Annotated in this window: 14 protein-coding genes and 2 tRNA genes; 5 read left to right on the top strand and 11 right to left on the bottom strand. The window is 39.5% G+C overall.

Annotation, left to right across the window (positions count from 1 at the left end; genetic code table 11):
• A tRNA-Arg gene (locus KTI78_RS12105) sits at window positions 1–77 on the bottom strand.
• A 10-nt stretch (window positions 78–87) separates the two neighbouring features.
• Window positions 88–178: transfer RNA gene (locus tag KTI78_RS12100), tRNA-Ser, on the bottom strand.
• Window positions 179–439: 261 nt separating this feature from the next.
• Here KTI78_RS12100 and rnr point away from each other — a divergent pair.
• The 4 genes from rnr to KTI78_RS12080 all read left to right on the top strand — a co-directional run bounded on the left by rnr (window position 440) and on the right by KTI78_RS12080 (window position 5,734).
• Entirely contained in the window at window positions 440–2,857 is a 2,418-nt protein-coding gene (rnr, locus tag KTI78_RS12095; protein ID WP_262446217.1) for a ribonuclease R, read from the top strand.
• Window positions 2,858–2,992: 135 nt separating this feature from the next.
• Window positions 2,993–5,047, top strand: coding sequence for a M3 family metallopeptidase (locus KTI78_RS12090; RefSeq protein WP_262446216.1), 2,055 nt, complete (start codon window positions 2,993–2,995; stop codon window positions 5,045–5,047).
• Window positions 5,048–5,087: 40 nt separating this feature from the next.
• A complete protein-coding gene (locus tag KTI78_RS12085; RefSeq protein ID WP_016142985.1) occupies window positions 5,088–5,297 on the top strand; it encodes a YheV family putative zinc ribbon protein in 210 nt (69 codons plus the stop codon).
• An 11-nt stretch (window positions 5,298–5,308) separates the two neighbouring features.
• Window positions 5,309–5,734, top strand: coding sequence for a hypothetical protein (locus KTI78_RS12080; RefSeq protein ID WP_262446215.1), 426 nt, complete (start codon window positions 5,309–5,311; stop codon window positions 5,732–5,734).
• 165 nt (window positions 5,735–5,899) lie between these two features.
• Here the strand turns inward: KTI78_RS12080 and KTI78_RS12075 are convergent, their stop codons facing one another.
• The 5 genes from KTI78_RS12075 to KTI78_RS12055 all read right to left on the bottom strand — a co-directional run bounded on the left by KTI78_RS12075 (window position 5,900) and on the right by KTI78_RS12055 (window position 11,445).
• A complete protein-coding gene (locus KTI78_RS12075; RefSeq protein ID WP_262446214.1) occupies window positions 5,900–8,095 on the bottom strand; it encodes a TRAP transporter large permease subunit in 2,196 nt (731 codons plus the stop codon).
• Window positions 8,096–8,274: 179 nt separating this feature from the next.
• The gene (rrtA, locus tag KTI78_RS12070) at window positions 8,275–8,850 is read right to left on the bottom strand and encodes a rhombosortase (RefSeq protein WP_262446213.1); all 576 of its coding nucleotides are present in this window, start codon (window positions 8,848–8,850) and stop codon (window positions 8,275–8,277) included.
• A gap of 83 nt (window positions 8,851–8,933) precedes the next feature.
• Window positions 8,934–10,022, bottom strand: coding sequence for a hypothetical protein (locus KTI78_RS12065; RefSeq protein ID WP_016142981.1), 1,089 nt, complete (start codon window positions 10,020–10,022; stop codon window positions 8,934–8,936).
• Between the two features lie 769 nt (window positions 10,023–10,791).
• Window positions 10,792–11,181, bottom strand: coding sequence for a hypothetical protein (locus KTI78_RS12060; RefSeq protein WP_224993476.1), 390 nt, complete (start codon window positions 11,179–11,181; stop codon window positions 10,792–10,794).
• A 6-nt stretch (window positions 11,182–11,187) separates the two neighbouring features.
• Window positions 11,188–11,445, bottom strand: a complete 258-nt coding sequence (locus KTI78_RS12055; protein WP_016142980.1) for a succinate dehydrogenase assembly factor 2 — start codon at window positions 11,443–11,445, stop codon at window positions 11,188–11,190.
• Between the two features lie 189 nt (window positions 11,446–11,634).
• On the opposite strand from KTI78_RS12055, the gene KTI78_RS12050 reads away from it, so the two are divergent.
• Entirely contained in the window at window positions 11,635–12,807 is a 1,173-nt protein-coding gene (locus KTI78_RS12050) for an acyl-CoA dehydrogenase family protein (RefSeq protein ID WP_016142979.1), read from the top strand.
• A gap of 50 nt (window positions 12,808–12,857) precedes the next feature.
• Here the strand turns inward: KTI78_RS12050 and KTI78_RS12045 are convergent, their stop codons facing one another.
• From KTI78_RS12045 to rpsD, 4 genes are all read right to left on the bottom strand, one after another.
• Window positions 12,858–14,348, bottom strand: coding sequence for a flavin-containing monooxygenase (locus KTI78_RS12045; protein WP_239967797.1), 1,491 nt, complete (start codon window positions 14,346–14,348; stop codon window positions 12,858–12,860).
• 181 nt (window positions 14,349–14,529) lie between these two features.
• Window positions 14,530–14,907 carry a 50S ribosomal protein L17 gene (gene rplQ / locus KTI78_RS12040; RefSeq protein WP_002049717.1) on the bottom strand — a complete coding sequence of 126 codons (378 nt, stop codon included), beginning with the start codon at window positions 14,905–14,907 and terminating at the stop codon, window positions 14,530–14,532.
• Window positions 14,908–14,925: 18 nt separating this feature from the next.
• Window positions 14,926–15,933 (bottom strand): DNA-directed RNA polymerase subunit alpha, encoded by a 1,008-nt coding sequence (locus tag KTI78_RS12035; RefSeq protein ID WP_002116730.1) that lies wholly within the window; start codon window positions 15,931–15,933, stop codon window positions 14,926–14,928.
• A 17-nt stretch (window positions 15,934–15,950) separates the two neighbouring features.
• Window positions 15,951–16,577 (bottom strand): 30S ribosomal protein S4, encoded by a 627-nt coding sequence (gene rpsD / locus KTI78_RS12030; protein WP_062850165.1) that lies wholly within the window; start codon window positions 16,575–16,577, stop codon window positions 15,951–15,953.
• Between the last annotated feature and the right edge of the window lie 9 nt (window positions 16,578–16,586).

The raw sequence follows: 16,586 nt of genomic DNA, 5'->3' as shown, positions 1-16,586 counted from the left end.
TGGTGCGCTCAGAGAGATTCGAACTCCCGACCCCTTAGTTCGTAGCCAAGTGCTCTATCCAGCTGAGCTATGAGCGCATTAAGTAAATGGCGGTGAGAGAGGGATTCGAACCCTCGATACCAGTAATAGGTATGCTTCCTTAGCAGGGAAGTGATTTCAGCCACTCATCCACCTCACCGGAACGAGCCGCCATAATACAAACTAAAACCCTATTGTTCAAGTCATCATAGTGAAATTTTCTTGTTTTTTAGTTCAATGAATTATTTTTTAAGCAATTTCCTCATTATTTTCGTCTTTTTCGATCAAACGCTTGTTAAGATAGATATTATTTCTTCATCAAAATACTGTAGTGCATAACACATTATTGCAAACCTAAACGTGCAGTTCGGGTCTGCATGACTTATGCTAAACTTATCTGCCAAGCGTGAAACCAAACGACATGACAAAAAACTGGGCTGACCCCGAAGCGAAAGCTGAAGCTGAACGTTATGACAATCCTATTCCAAGCCGTACTCTTATTTTAGATACATTGGAACAATTGCAGACACCGCAATCTCATGCAGAACTTGTCGATCATTTTAATATTCATGACCAAAAAAGTATTGAAGCTCTAAGTCACCGCTTAAGTGCTATGGTTCGTGACGGCCAAATCATGAAAGACGGTTTTAAATTTCAGTTGGTGGCAGATCAACCAACCTATGAAGCAACTGTTTATATTAATAGTAAAGGTTTAGGTACGGCACATATTGATGGTCAAACTGATCTTTTACTTCCTGAACGCGAATTACGTTTAGTATTTAATGGTGACCGAGTTAGAGTGCGCCAGACTTCGGTTGACCGTAAAGGTAAACCATGGGGTTTTATCACAGAAGTTTTACAGCATCGCGTTAAACAATTAATTGGTAAATTGTCAGTTCACGATGGCGAATATTTTATTCAACCCAACAATCCAAATCAGCACCAACCTATTCCTTTAGAAAAAGAATTAGTAACACACGCCAAAGCAAATGTTGGCGATATGCTACGTGTCGCAATAGATAGTTATCCGACTCGTGAAGAGTTTGCGACGGCGCATATTATTCAGTCTATGGCCGATAAAGCTGATACAGAAATTATTATTCCACAGACCATTCTTGAGTTTGGCTTACCTTACGAATTTCCAGATCAAGTCTTAAAAGAAGCTGAAAGTTTTAAAGAGCCATCCGCTCAAGATCGTGAAGGCCGTATTGATTTAAGAGATTTAGCATTAGTTACGATCGATGGTGAAGATGCTCGAGATTTTGATGATGCGGTTTATGCAGAAAAACGTTCAGGCGGTGGTTACCGTGTAGTCGTCGCAATTGCTGATGTGAGTCATTATGTCCGCTTAGACTCAGCCCTCAATGAAGAAGCTGAGGAACGAGGAACTTCGGTATACTTCCCGCACTTTGTATTACCGATGCTACCAGAGGCTTTGTCAAACGGTTTGTGCTCTCTGAACCCTCATGTAGACCGTCTATGTATGGTCTGTGACTTAAAACTCTCTCGTACAGGCCGTGTAACAGGTTATGAGTTTTATCCATCAGTCATGCATTCAAAAGCACGTTTGACCTATACACAGGTAGCACAATATTTTGACGGCGCCACAGATGCGATTCCAAAAGATCGTGATGTTCATAAATCTTTAAATACGCTTTTCCAGCTTTATCAGATTTTGAAAAATTTACGTGCTGATCGTCATGCAATGGAATTTGAAACCATTGAAACCTACATGACTTTTGATGAGCTAGGCGGGATTAAAGAAATTTTGCCACGTACACGTAATGAAGCACATAAGCTCATTGAAGAATGTATGTTACTTGCTAACGTTGCTGCCGCAGAATATGCATTGGAACATGATGTTCCAATGTTATATCGCGTGCACGAAGCTCCAGAGTTTTCACGTATTCAGAAAGTAAAAGACTTCGTAAAATTACTGGGTCTACCCTTCCCTGACCAGCCAACTCAAGCGGACTACCAAAGAGTTATTGAAGCAACCAAAGATCGTATTGATGCACCAAGCATTCATGCCGTTTTATTACGCTCAATGATGCAAGCTTATTATGGCGCAAAAAATGCAGGGCACTATGGTTTGGCTTATGAAGCTTATACACATTTCACTTCGCCAATCCGTCGTTACCCAGATTTATTATTGCACCGTGCCATTAAAGCACATCTCAAACAAAAGCCTTATCCACTCTCTGGTGCTGCACTAGATGATGCAGGTGAACATTTCTCTCAAACAGAACGCCGTGCTGATGAAGCATCTCGCAGCGTAACCACTTGGTTGAAGTGCCACTACATGCAACAGCATTTAGGGGATGAGTTTATTGGTATTGTGAGTGCGGTAACCGAATTTGGTTTGTTTGTGACGCTGAAAGATCTATATGTCGATGGCATGATTCATATTAGCCAACTCGGCGATGACTTCTTTATTTATGACCAAGCGAGCCAAAATCTGGTAGGTCAAAATCGTGGTCAAGTCTTTGGTCTAGGCGATGAAGTTAAAATTCAGGTTGCGGGCGTCAATCTGGAAGAACGTAAAATTGACTTTCAGCTTATTAAGCAAGTTACCCATGCAGGCCGAGTAGTTCGTAGTCGTGCACCACGCACCACTAAAACAGCTGCTCAGGCTAACGAAGAGGTCTTTAGCAAACCAACTGTTAGTAGCGACGGTGAAAGACCTGTTCATAAAAAGAAAGAAAAAAGTAAGCCAAGTTCTTACACCAAAAAATCTGGTAAAAAAACCTCAGCAAAAGCTGAGGCTAAACCAGAGAAGGTGAAGAAGAAATCTAAGCCTAAAAAGAAAAAGTCGAATGCAAAATCAAAGGCAGAATAGTGGGTAAATAATTATCACGTTTCAGTAATAAGTCTCCAATAGGAGGCTTATTTCTTTTTAAAAAGGGTTATTTTACACATTAAGCTTGATTTCCGGCTTGAGAGGACCTACATCTAATACCATGTTTAAAAAATAATGTGGCTATTAGCAATGACTTTACAGCAAGCGACTTTACCAACTCCGCGTTTTGACCAAATTAAATTAGAAAATTTAAAACAAGACATCCAGCAAGCAATTCAAGCAGGTCAGGAATTTTTAAATACTCTTACAGCTGCACCTACAGATAGAGCACAGCAACTTTCCGTACTTGAGCAAGTCGATACGCTTGAGAATAATCTGAGTGAATCATGGGGCGTTTTATCGCATTTAAATGCGGTAATGAGTAATGCAGAAACGAGAGAAGTTTATCAATCCTTATTACCAGCATTGAGTGAATATTACACTCAGCTTGGTCAACACACAGCACTTTATCAGACATATCAACACATCCATGATGATCAAAGCTATACATTGCTTAGCCCAGCCCAACAAAGTGCTATTCGCCTCGCTTTACGTGACTTTAAACTTTCTGGTGTAGCCTTAGAGGGTGAAGAGAAAAAACGTTATGCAGAGATTTCTGCACGTCTTTCACAGCTTTCTTCTGATTTTTCAAACCACGTACTTGATGCAACACAGGCTTACTTTAAACCACTTACCGAAGATCAGTTAAAAGGCCTTCCAGAAAGTAATATTGAGCTATTAAAACAGTACGGCAAACAACGTGAACTTGACCAAGCTGTAGCAACCCTCGATTTCCCAGCATATTTTGCGATCATGACTTATGCAGATGACCGTGCATTGCGTGAAGAGCTTTATAGAGCTTATGTAACTCGCGCATCCGAACAGTCTGAACAAACTGAGTTTGATAACAGCAAAATTATGGAAGAAATTTTGAGTCTTCGTCAGGAAATGGCGAAACTACTTGGTTTCAATAACTATGCTGAATATTCTCTGGCAAGCAAAATGGCGCCAGACGTAAAAACAGTACATGAGTTTTTGGTTGATCTAGCAGAACATGCGCGTGCTCCTGCGCTTAAAGAAGTTGCGGAACTTCAAGAAATTGCCAAAGAAGATGGTGTAGATGAACTCAAACCTTGGGATACAACGTACTATTCTGAAAAGCTTAAACAGCAACAATTCAACTTATCTCAAGAAGCTTTAAAACCTTATTTCCCTGCACCTAAAGTTCTTCAGGGATTATTCCAGATTGTGCAGCGCCTATACGGCATTAATATTATCGAAAGACAAGCACCTGTCTGGCATCCAGATGCACGTTATTTTGAATTAGAAGACCAAGACCAAGTGATTGGTGGATTCTTCTTTGACATCTATGCTCGTACGGGCAAACGTGGTGGTGCATGGATGAATGGTTTCCGCTCACGTATGCAAACGCTTCATGGCTTACAAAAACCAATTTGCTATATGGTGTGTAATTTCACCCCTCCGGTAGGTGATCAACCTGCTTTATTGACTCATGACGAAGTGATTACTTTATTCCACGAGTTCGGACATGGTTTACATCACATGTTGACAGAGGTAGATAACATCTCGGTTGCAGGAACGCACGGTGTTGCTTGGGATGCAGTAGAGCTACCAAGCCAGTTTATGGAATTCTGGTCATGGGATAAAGAAAGCCTTGATGTACTAAGTGAACACATCGATAGTAAACAAACTTTGCCACAAGAGTTACTGGATGCTTTATTAAATGCCCGATTCTTCCAATCTGGTATGCAAACTTTGCGTCAGCTTGAATTTGCGTTGTTTGACTTGACCATTCACACAAAAACACCTGCACTAAACAGTGAGCAAATTCAGCAGACCTTAAACGACATTCGTAAGCAGTATGCAGTCGTTCCTACTGTCGACTACAACCGTTTCCAACATAGTTTTAGTCATATTTTTGCTGGTGGTTATGCCGCGGGTTATTACTCTTACAAATGGGCAGAAGTCTTAGCAAGTGATGCGTTTGATCGTTTTGAAAATGAAGGTATTTTTAACACTCAAACAGGTAAAGAATTCCGTCAAGCAATTTTAGCTGTGGGTGGAAAAGATACCGCGCTTGAGGCATTTGTTAATTTCCGTGGGCGCGAACCTAAAATTGACGCGTTGTTACGTCATCAAGGTTGGACGAATGACAACAAAACCGCTTAAACTATGGGCCTAAATTGATCGTGTGGTTAGGGTGATAAAGATGAAAAAACGTTTCATTGCTGGGGCAAAATGTCCAAAATGTGAAGCCATGGATCGGATTGTCATGCTAACCACCGCAGAAGATGAATGGATTGAATGTATTGAATGCGGTTATAGCGAAAATCGTCCGACTCATGTTGATGAGCCTGAGACGCCTGCTATACCTGATGAAATTGGGGTAATACAGTTCAAGCCACGTCGTCCCGACTAAAGGTCTTAAACATGCCACTACAAAGAAAACAAAACTCAAAATTATTATGGATTTTAATTGGGGGCTTAAGCATTCTCATAGTGCTTTTTTTTGCAGCACAATGGTTTTTTAAAAAAACTGAGTCGTCAGCACCACTGGTTGATCCTCAACCTGTATCGACGCCCGCTCCTGCTCAACCTGCTGATCCATCACCAAGCTCTGAACCTTTAGCTGAAAATGCAAGTTCTCAGCAACTTGTCAGTGAGAAGGTGCTTAAAGAACCTGTACCAGCCCAAGAGTCTTTAGCAAAAGAAGAAGTATCAAAACTTGAAGATATCCATCATCAGTTAAAAGATCAGGAAGCCAACTTAAAAGCTCAGCATGCTGACGCTGATCAATTAACTAAACTGAAGGAAGAACAAGTTAAATTGCTTGAAGCTCAGCTTAAACAGCAATAGTTTTTGAGCGGACTCTTAAAAAAGCTAAAGTCATCTATCTTTAGCTTTTTTTATTTGGATTTAAAAATAGTATTAATTATCTTTTTCTAAATTTACTCAATCTACTTATAAAAAAAGCCCTCCGTTTAGGAAGGCTTTTTTATATAACCGATACTTTAATTTAAGTTAATGATACCAACCGAATAACTTAAATACATACGGTACGTAAGTCACTAATACCAATGATGAGAACAAGACAATAATTGGTAGCAACCAGCGCTCATATCGGAAGTAGAAACTTGTATATTTCTCTTTCGCTTCAGCATCAGCAGCATTCACTTCATCATCTCCGACGGACAACCGCGTGAGTAGATGGTTCAAGGCAACTGGTGGTGTTACATAACCAAATTCGAATGCAACCAATACAATCATCCAGAAATGGATTGGATGGATACCATTTTCGTATGCCACAGGTGCAATAGTTGCAGCAACTAAAATTACAGCACCAAATGGGTCTGTACACATACCAATAATGGCAAGTAATAACGCAATACATGCAAGTGAGATATAGATACTGCCTAAATGGGTCGGCAATAATTCAACCACTTCAGAGCGTTCAATTAAACCACCTACACTTGCAGACAATGCCATCAAGATAATTAGAGCACCAATATGGCCTACAGTTTCTGAGGTCGCAAAACGAAGTGCTCCACCAAAACCAAGACGGAATTGAGAACTATGCGGATCATGCGCACGAAGGAATGGTGATTTTTGTTCGTGTTCACGAACAATCGCCTCATGAATATTAATTGCAGGAGCTTCTTTGGTAGCGACCAATTTGTCATACAAGATCATTGCTATGAGGACTAATGGCAAAATTACTGGTGCAGTAAACTCATTCATTCCTGTATCTAGCGCATATTTATAGATCGCAAGAACAACAGCAGTGATCAGAATATATGGAATTACGGGAATAAAGGCACGCATCATGCCTGGAATCGCAACTTTTGGTGAATTTACACGGAATTTTTCTTCAGCCAAAAGTAAGGAAACACCCAAGAAAATAAATGCAGTTAACCAAAATACATAAATACCATGACCAAACAATTCATCGGACGTTACATGGCGGCTATCAAGCATTGCAATTAAAACGACCAATAGACATGGGCGTACAACTACCCCCAAAGAACCTGACATGGCAGACACAGCCAACGCATATTGACGGCGAGCACCTGCATTCCAGACTTCTTTATAAATAATTGCACCAGCTGCGATTACGAAAATACCTGATGCACCTGTATAAGCTGTTGGTACAGCAGCAGCAATTAGAATTAACCACGTTAAAGTTTCTGGCGCCAAGTTCCATGGGCGAAGCACATTAAGGAACAAATCCATAACACGTGTTTGAGTCAAAAGCATACCTGCCCAAATAAACAAGGCAAGGTTTAAGAAGATACCTGAGAACTCAACCAATAAACCAAGGTAAATCCCTTGCCCCATTGGGTAATCCATAAAGAATGTAAATACGATGCCTGTAATTAGTGCCATGTAAGCATATAAAGGCACCGATAGTAAGGCCAAACCTATATTACCGCCTTCACGTTTTGGTGGAGGTGAGAAAAATAATTGATACAAACTAATTAAGGTCAGTACAACAAATAGAATCATCCAGATCCAGTAAATCGTTACTGTTTCATAGGTAGGTGTTACCCCAGAATTTATGACTGAACGATACTGACTAATTACCGAGAAGCTAAGTAGTGCATTACCAATCAACATAAAGAGGGAATACACTTTGTAATCTATTTTTGTTGCCGGATTACGTAAGCCAATATGGTGATATTTCAACGATGCAGTGATCGCAGAAATCAGAACCATAAAGATGAGTAAAATAGCGCGGTTCTCTGTACCGAATTTAAAAATACCAAAGAAACCAGTCTCAATAGCACGGTAAGTACGTACCCCTGGGTTAGCTTCGATATATTTAATGGTTTTATCATACGCTTGGTATTTTTCATCACATTGTTGCTGCGCTGCGAGTAGTGATGCACGGACATCACTTTCCGATGCTGCACCAAAGAAACTCGCGAAATCATCAGATGCATTCGCTTTCATTTGTTCTTTTACTTGAGCATCGATATTTGGATGTCGATCACAAGTTGGCTTTTCTGGCTCAGCACGCAAAAAAGAATATTGCATACCTGTAGCAGGGTCACCATAGAGGCGCTCCCCGATACGTAATAATTGTCCGTGGATCATTTCCCCGGTACCAATAATTAGAGTCATTAATAGCAGAATAAGGATGACGAATGTTGAGATCCATTCGTTCCAGATATAACCCAGCAGACCTAATCCAGATCTTTTTTCTTGATGTTCTTGCATAAATATTCCAATTTTGTTCTCTCAAAAACCTGTAAAAACAGGAGTTTGAGTCATGCAATTTTCTTGGTCAGGGGTTAAATCCATCCCCCTTCTACCAATCCCTTTATTCAACGATCAAATTTGCATCAAACTTTATGAATAAAGAATGACTAAAATCACTTTTTTAACAGTTTGTATTGTCAATGTTTCTTTTTTAATCTCTGCACAAGCCAATAGCATCCCCCAAAAATTGCTCCACCTATCGCTCCATATAAATGGGCCTCAGTTAAAACAGGACTTCCTATTAACTGGGCAGTTCCTGTTTGCCCGAATGTATTTTCCCATATGAGTTTAGCTACGATTAATCCTAGAACCAAAAGAGCAAAATTACGCTCTTTACGATATTGCAAATACACTAAAGCAACCGCTGTATATAGCCCATGTAATACACCAGACAGCCCTGCATACGCTTCGATATAAGGTAAATAAAAGTAGAACACCAAACTAATAAAAGGTGGCAACAGCAAAAGCAGGCTTAAAATATGCCATGCTTTTGTATGTGGAAAGATAAAGGGTAAACAGGCAAATGCCATCATATTTAAAAGAAAATGAATCCAACCTACATGAACCCAGTGCGCTGTCCATAAACGCCAGAATTCGCCAAGTAAACTGTCACGCCAATAAATAAAAGTATCAGGAAACACCTGTAGACACGCAGAAATGGAAATGCACACTGCGACCAAAAGCACTTTCCTATTCAGTACATGATCCTTCATGGCACACTCCTTGAAATTAAACTTCTTGCAATTATTGTAGAACTTAACAATAGACTCGCAAGAAGTTAGTCTTTCAAATATTTTTACTGCGCTGCTGGTGTAGTAGATGAATCCGCAGGAACTTCAGAAGCAGCTCCGCCATCAAACAATTCATCTAGCTCTGCTGCACCTTCATTCTTATCATCCCAGAAATGAGACATTCCATCATCTCCGGTACGTACGCCAGTATGCTCGGTCCAGTAACGGTCAGAGATACCACGTACAATAAGGCCTGCCATACTATCAATTAACTTAAAGTTCGGATTGACAGGTTTATCATCAGCTTGAGATGCCGCATATGATCTTAATGCATCACGAATTTTTGCATCATCACCACTTGCTTGGGCAGCCACTGCATATAAAGCATGAGATAAGCGAACACCTTTTTGCTCGCCTAATTGCACTGACTGTTTCAAAGTTTGATATGGATCTGGCTTACCCTCATCTGCACCAGGTAATAAAGTCCATATAACAGCACGCGTTGCGTTAGGCGCTCCCCAGAATTTTTCATTATCTAGGCAGACCATTCCCCGCTCTACAATAGCAGCGATATCTTTAGGAACATTCACTGCGCCACCAGAGTTAATATCATTGGTCACAGCTTGTAGACCACTGATCATTCCCATTAAATAGACAGTTTGATCTAAGTCACTACGCATTGTTGGACAAGAATCACCTAAATGATATTTATATTTAGATTCCCAACGGTCAGCAAATAACTTATAACCCGTATATTGACGTTCAGCCGCAATTGCAGCCCAACGTTTTTGTGCAATACGAGCATCCTGAGCTTCTGTTACCTGTCCCGCTTTTGAAGCCCGCAAATAACGTAATTCTGCCTCTAAAGCCTGGTTTTCAGCACAGACACCCGACGCCGCATATAGTAATACTGCAACACGTGTAGGGTCTGCTCCCATACCTTTAGTAGACATAATTGCTGGAGTTAAAGCATTACCTGAATTACAGACCATTTCAGCATCTTGCATAGCAAGAATAGGTGGAATCATATGCTTTTCAGTAAAGCCTAAAGCAACATTGGCTCCGGTTTTTACCACATAAGAACAACCTGATAAAACTGAAGCTGCAAGAAAACTCACCGCCAGACCTTGGCTTATTTTTTGGACTTTAGACATCTTCCTGTCCTCTATGTAATTTGTTTTTTCCTTTTCAGATGTACATTAGCAGATGCATATCCTGAATAAAAGAGTAATTACTCTAATTGTAGCGCTTATACTTTGACACACTTCACAGCAGATAAAATTGACAGTTTTTCGAGGAAACAGAAATTTTGGGCAAAAAAAAGTAGCATTGCGACGGTTCAGCACATGCTACTTATTAACTGGGATAAGCTTTTAACGGCTTATATTATTTTTGTTCTATATAATCCTTAAGTAAAGTTCCTGCTCTTCCTACTACTACAGCCATAACTACTGCAATTAACAGAAACATCCACATTGAAATCTCCATGAGAGACCTCCTTACTACAATCGCACCCAGTAATAAACTGGACACTTGATGAAATTAATCGACTAACCAATTTAATAATTGACTGATCGACGACCTTGCATCCTCTGTCTCTTAACTTTGTTAAAATTAACTTTGTTAAGATGTTCCCTGAGTAAAGTTCCTGCTCTTCCTATTACCACTGCCAAAATTATGGCAATGACCAAGAACGACCATGTTGGCATCTCCATTTTGAGACCTCCGACACACTTTACGTTGGTGTTTGTACTTTAACCGATCAAATAAATACCTATAGGTGAAATTGTCAGACAATCACCTTTCCTTCGCTTTTTTCTATATTTTAATTAGACAATCCTGAACTCAAGCAAGAAAATAATTATTAACCTTCTGTTTTTTATAATTTTTAAATAAATATACAAATGTAGAATTGTCTAACAATTAATAGAGTTTTTCTAAAACTTTTATCCTTTTCCACTGCTGAATAGGAAGCTGATCGTACCAAATAATAGCTATTTTCGTAGGTCCTCCTTCAAAATAAACGACTATGAATATCTGATAATCAATTATTTTAATAATTGCTAACCGGTGAATCGCGTTTTGAGAGGTGTATGCAACCGACCATAATTTTTGATCTAAATATACAATTTGAGATATTCGTGTTTGCTTTAAAAAGAAGATAAAACTAATAGATAAAAGAATAAGAGCACATAGCCACCACATAGGTGTTAATAATTGATAAAGCAGGATTGCTAAGCCCAAACCAACAAAAAGCTGAAATATTACCGAGACACGGCTATATTTCAGCTTAAAATTTAATTCTTTCATCAAAACAGTTTAGCCATGCACATACTGTTTTAATTTATAAATAAATTCACGTAACTCTGTACGTGGAGGTTCAGAAACTTCCATGAACCAATCTAATAAATCTGGATCTTCTTGCTCAACTAACTCTGCAAACAATGCTTTTTCTGCCGGATCAGCTTTCAAATAATAGTTTTTTACATACGGGTCAAAATAGACGTCAATTTCTTTTAAGCCGCGGCGTGCTCGATAAATTACTTTACGTTCTTCCAAGGTCATTTCGTCAGACATTTATTTCCCCATCTGCGTTGATAGTGCGCCTAGTTTACCTGATCACCTTCCAAAGATCGCTAAAAATATCAAATTGACCAAATTTATCATCTTGTTCTCATAATTGAGCATTCATCACATTGTTAGGTATGAAATGCTTCCGTATGTTTAGGGACATAACATCACACCTGAACCAAGGAAGAAATACAAATGCAATCTGGTGCCATCCGTCCTATTCCAAATATGTTACCGAGACACTTATTTAATGAAGAACATGAAGCCTTCCGTGAGACCGTCCGTAAATTCTATGAAAAGGAAGTAGTTCCAAATATAGAAAAATATGAAAAACAGCAACATGTGGACCGAGATCTTTGGAATAAAGCTGGAGAATTAGGTCTTCTTTGCACCACAATGCCAGAGCAATATGGTGGTTCTGGGGTAGATCGTCTATACAGTATGATTCTTATCGAAGAACAAGCATATGCGATGGACTCGAGTACCGGTTTCTCTTTGCATTCCGACATTGTTGCTAATTACGTTAATAATTTTGGTAATGAAGAACAAAAACAAAAATGGTTACCTAAAATGGCAACTGGAGAAGTGGTCACCGCTATTGCCATGACAGAACCGGGTACGGGTTCAGATTTACAAGCGGTAAGAACCACAGCCGTACTTGATGGTGATGAATATGTTATTAATGGCTCTAAAATTTTTATTACGAATGGCTACCTATGCGACATGGCCGTAGTCGTTTGTAAAACTGGTAATAGTGATAAAGGTTCGGCGAACTTATCCTTAATTATTGTGGAAGCAGACCGTGCTGGTTTTAGTAAAGGTAAACCTCTAAACAAAATAGGAATGAAAGGTCAGGATACTTGCGAATTATTCTTTGATAACGTTCGCGTTCCTAAAGAAAACCTTTTAGGCATGGAAGGTATGGGCTTTATTATGCTCATGAAAGAATTAGCATGGGAACGAATGTTAGTTGCTATTATTTGTCAGGCAGGCGCTGAAGCAGCCTTTGCGCATACCGTTCAATATACAAAAGATCGTAAAGCATTTGGTAAACCTATAGGCGCATTTCAGAATACACGCTTTAAACTTGCTGAACTTAGAACAGAGATAGATTTCTGCCGTACTTATCTAGATCGTTGTATGGAATTACAACTTGAAGAAAAATTGAGTGTCGAAGCTGCCGCAGCTGCTAAATATAAAATTTCTGATATGTTCTCGAAGATTGTAGATGAATGCCTTCAATTGCATGGTGGTTATGGTTATATGCTTGAATATCCAATTGCGCGTGCCTACATAGATCATCGAGCAAATCGAATTTATGCAGGTACAAATGAAATCATGAAAGAATTAATTTCAAGAACACTTTAATACCTTCATAAGAAAAGGGGCATTACGCCCCTTTTCTTATTTAACATGACTTAGGATACTAATTTGGGTTTACGTTCATTTGCTTCAGAACGCTTATGAAAATGAAGAATACCATCTTCAAATGTCGCATTTTTTAGGGACTTTCTATCTTCGAGGTAGTTATTAGTCACCTGCCATGGAGCACGTTTACCCTGTTTAGGAAGTTCATGAGCTGCACGGTTAATATAGCCTGAAGATAGTTTACCCATCACGGTATCTTCTTCCATCACCGTCTTATCACCCGATGGAATCACTTCATCATAACTATTTTTGTCCATATAGTTTAATAAGCGACAAATATATTCGGCAGCGATATCCACTTTAAGTGTCCATGATGCATTCACATAGCCAATTATCATCGCCATATTTGGTACATCACTGAGCATTATGCCGTTATAAAGCATATGTTCAGATGAGTTGATTGGTTTCCCATCAAGAGTAGCCTGAACTCCACCCATAATCTGAACTTGTAGCCCTGTTGCAGAAACAACGATATCAGCATCAAGATGTTTGCCAGATTTAAGCAAAACACCTTTTTCGGTAAATTTCTCAATCTGATCAGTTTCTACACTTGCTTTGCCTTCACGTAAAATCTTAAACAAGTCACCATCTGGCACTACGCATAAACGCTGATCCCAAGGATTATATGAAGGCGTAAAATGCTTCATATCAACCTTACCTTTAAGTTGCACTTCAATTGCTTTTAAAAGTAAACGACGTACAGTTTTCGGATGCTTCTGAGACAATGCATAAATAGCGCGTTGCATGCCAATGTTGCGAGCACGGGTAAATTTATAAGCTGCTTCTTCAGACATAAATTTACGCGTTTTTTCATAGATGAAATCGATAGAAGGAACACTAGCAATATACGTTGGAGAACGCTGCAACATGGTGACATGACCTGCTCCACCTTTAGCCATGGCTGGTACTAAAGTAATTGCTGTTGCACCACTACCAATAATAACGACTTTCTTACCTGCGTAATCTAAATTTTCCGGCCAATGCTGTGGGTGAATAAGCTGCCCTTTAAATGCTTCTTGATTTGGGAAAGAAGGCGCATACCCCTGATCATAGTTATAGTAACCTGTACATCCAACAACAAAATTTGCAATCCAAGTCTGCTGTTTTTTATTGCTATCTTCTACTACAACCTGCCATTTTTTTGAGGCAGAATCATAATTAGCAGAAAGTACACGATGACCAAAATGAATTTTTTCTTTTAATTTATATTCATCAATTACTTCGCCTAAATAACCTTTAATAGAAGCACCATCAGCTAATACATTCGCTTTACACCATGGTTTAAAGTTAAAACCAAAGGTAGACATATCTGAATCTGAACGGATACCAGGATAACGGAAAAGATCCCATGTTCCACCAAAAGACTCACGACGTTCCAAAATCTCGAACTGTCGTTGTGGTGAATTTTTTGACAAATGAGCAGCGATTCCGATTCCTGAAATACCTGCACCAATGATTAAAATATCAACTTGCTTTTCCATTTTATTTTTATACCCATTGTTGAGAATATAAGTTTATTAAAACACAATTTTGACAATACACAATGTCAAGTTTGACCGTTTATCTGCTTTTTTATATCACTTGAGGACATTTTTATAATTTATTTTGTGACTAGAAATAAAAAAGACCGGTATAAAACCGGTCTTTTTTGAATAAAATCAATTATTCAGCTGAAGTGTTTACTTCACGATCTACAAGCTCAACGTAAGCCATCGGTGCTGCATCACCAGCACGGAAGCCCGCTTTAAGAACACGTAGATAACCGCCGTTACGTTCTTTGTAACGAGGGCCGAGTACGGTAAATAATTTACCAACAGTTGCAGCATTACGAGTACGAGCAAATGCTAAACGACGATTTGCTACAGTATCGTTTTTTGCTAGAGTGATTAAAGGCTCAGCAACACGACGTAATTCTTTAGCTTTAGGCACAGTTGTTTTGATCAACTCGTGTTCAAATAAAGAATTAGCCAAGTTTTGGAACATCGCTTTACGATGGCTGCTTGTACGGCCTAATTTCACACCACTATTACGATGACGCATGGTGATAGTCCTACTTAATTAACGGCTACGATAGGCAAAACGGTCGTCCATACGAAGACTAGCTGGTGGCCAGTTTTCAAGACGCATACCGAGTTGTAAGCCTTTCGATGCCAAAACATCTTTGATCTCTGTTAACGATTTTTTACCAAGGTTAGGAGTTTTTAACAACTCAACTTCAGTACGTTGAACAAGATCACCAATGTAGTAAATATTTTCTGCTTTCAAACAGTTAGCAGAACGAACAGTAAGCTCTAGATCATCTACTGGGCGAAGCAAGATTGGGTCAACTTCTTCACGAGGCTCTTGAGCAACTGGAGTTTGGTCTTTCTGAAGATCAACGAAAATTGCAATTTGTTGTTGCAAGATTGTTGCCGCTTTACGGATAGCTTCTTCAGGATCAACCGTTCCATTTGTTTCAAGGTCGATTACCAGTTTATCTAAATCGGTACGTTGTTCCACACGCGCATTTTCAACGGTGTAAGAAACACGTTTAATTGGGCTATAAGAAGCATCTAATTGCAAACGACCAACAGGACGTGTTTCACCTTCAGGAAAACGAGAATCAGATGTTTCATAACCACGACCTTGAGCAACTTTCAAGCGCATTTTTAATGAGCCTGAAGCACTTAAAGTACCGATTAAATGTTCTGGGTTAACCACTTCAACATTATGAGGTAAACGAAGGTCAGCAGCAGTAATATCGCCAGGACCTTGTTTTTCTAATGTTAAATATGCTTCATTTTGATCGAACAGCTTAATAGACAATCCTTTTAGGTTCAGCAAGAGCTCGACGATGTCCTGCTGCAAGCCTTCTAAAGTACTGTACTCGTGCTCGACACCTTCTATCTCTACTTCAACCACAGCAGCGCCAGGTAAAGAAGACAATAGAATGCGACGTAAAGCATTACCTAGAGTATGGCCAAAACCACGCTCTAAAGGTTCTAGAATCACTTTTGCCGAGGTCCCGCTTACCGCTTCGACCTTGATCGCTTGCGGAGTTAGAAACTCGTTTGCAGTACGCGTCATTATTGCTACCTCAAGGATTATTTAGAATACAATTCTACAATCAAGCTTTCGTTGATTTCAGCAGGTAAATCAGAACGATCTGGTGCAGCTTTAAACGTACCTTCAAGCTTAGAATGATCAACTTCGATCCAAGCTGGAATACCACGTTGTGTAGCTAACTCAATCGCGTTTTTAATACGCAATTGTTGTTTAGCACCTTCGTGAACCGCAATTACATCACCAGCTTTAACTTGAATAGATGCGATGTTTACACGACGACCATTCAAAGTAATGCTACGGTGACTTACTAACTGACGAGCTTCTGCACGTGTAGAACCAAAACCCATGCGATAAACAACGTTATCAAGACGGCTTTCAAGCAATTTCAACAAGTTCTCACCTGTTGCGCCTTTAACACGAGCTGCTTCTTTATAGTAGTTACTAAATTGACGTTCTAACACACCGTAAATACGACGGACTTTTTGTTTTTCACGTAATTGTAGTGAATACTCAGATTGCTTACCACCGCGTGCCTGACCATGTTGACCAGGTGCTTTGTTAGCTTTTTTAGTTTTGACGTCAAATGGTTTAACGCCAGATTTAAGTTGCAGGTCTGTCCCTTCGCGGCGAGAGAGTTTGCATTTTGGACCAATATAACGAGCCATGAATGTTTC

Source organism: Acinetobacter sp. WU_MDCI_Abxe161, assembly GCF_025514355.1.
GTDB classification, from domain to species: Bacteria; Pseudomonadota; Gammaproteobacteria; order Pseudomonadales; family Moraxellaceae; genus Acinetobacter; species Acinetobacter pittii_E.
This window is presented reverse-complemented; position numbering and strand designations above follow the sequence as displayed.

Bases quoted from the DNA above. Each gene is read 5' to 3' on its own strand.
- rnr (WP_262446217.1), top strand. From the start codon at position 440: ATGACAAAAAACTGGGCTGACCCCGAAGCGAAAGCTGAAGCTGAACGT.
- KTI78_RS12090 (WP_262446216.1), top strand. From the start codon at position 2,993: ATGTGGCTATTAGCAATGACTTTACAGCAAGCGACTTTACCAACTCCG.
- KTI78_RS12085 (WP_016142985.1), top strand. From the start codon at position 5,088: ATGAAAAAACGTTTCATTGCTGGGGCAAAATGTCCAAAATGTGAAGCC.
- KTI78_RS12080 (WP_262446215.1), top strand. From the start codon at position 5,309: ATGCCACTACAAAGAAAACAAAACTCAAAATTATTATGGATTTTAATT.
- KTI78_RS12075 (WP_262446214.1), bottom strand. From the start codon at position 8,095: ATGCAAGAACATCAAGAAAAAAGATCTGGATTAGGTCTGCTGGGTTAT.
- rrtA (WP_262446213.1), bottom strand. From the start codon at position 8,850: ATGAAGGATCATGTACTGAATAGGAAAGTGCTTTTGGTCGCAGTGTGC.
- KTI78_RS12065 (WP_016142981.1), bottom strand. From the start codon at position 10,022: ATGTCTAAAGTCCAAAAAATAAGCCAAGGTCTGGCGGTGAGTTTTCTT.
- KTI78_RS12055 (WP_016142980.1), bottom strand. From the start codon at position 11,445: ATGTCTGACGAAATGACCTTGGAAGAACGTAAAGTAATTTATCGAGCA.
- KTI78_RS12050 (WP_016142979.1), top strand. From the start codon at position 11,635: ATGCAATCTGGTGCCATCCGTCCTATTCCAAATATGTTACCGAGACAC.
- KTI78_RS12045 (WP_239967797.1), bottom strand. From the start codon at position 14,348: ATGGAAAAGCAAGTTGATATTTTAATCATTGGTGCAGGTATTTCAGGA.
- rplQ (WP_002049717.1), bottom strand. From the start codon at position 14,907: ATGCGTCATCGTAATAGTGGTGTGAAATTAGGCCGTACAAGCAGCCAT.
- KTI78_RS12035 (WP_002116730.1), bottom strand. From the start codon at position 15,933: ATGACGCGTACTGCAAACGAGTTTCTAACTCCGCAAGCGATCAAGGTC.
- rpsD (WP_062850165.1), bottom strand. From the start codon at position 16,577: ATGGCTCGTTATATTGGTCCAAAATGCAAACTCTCTCGCCGCGAAGGG.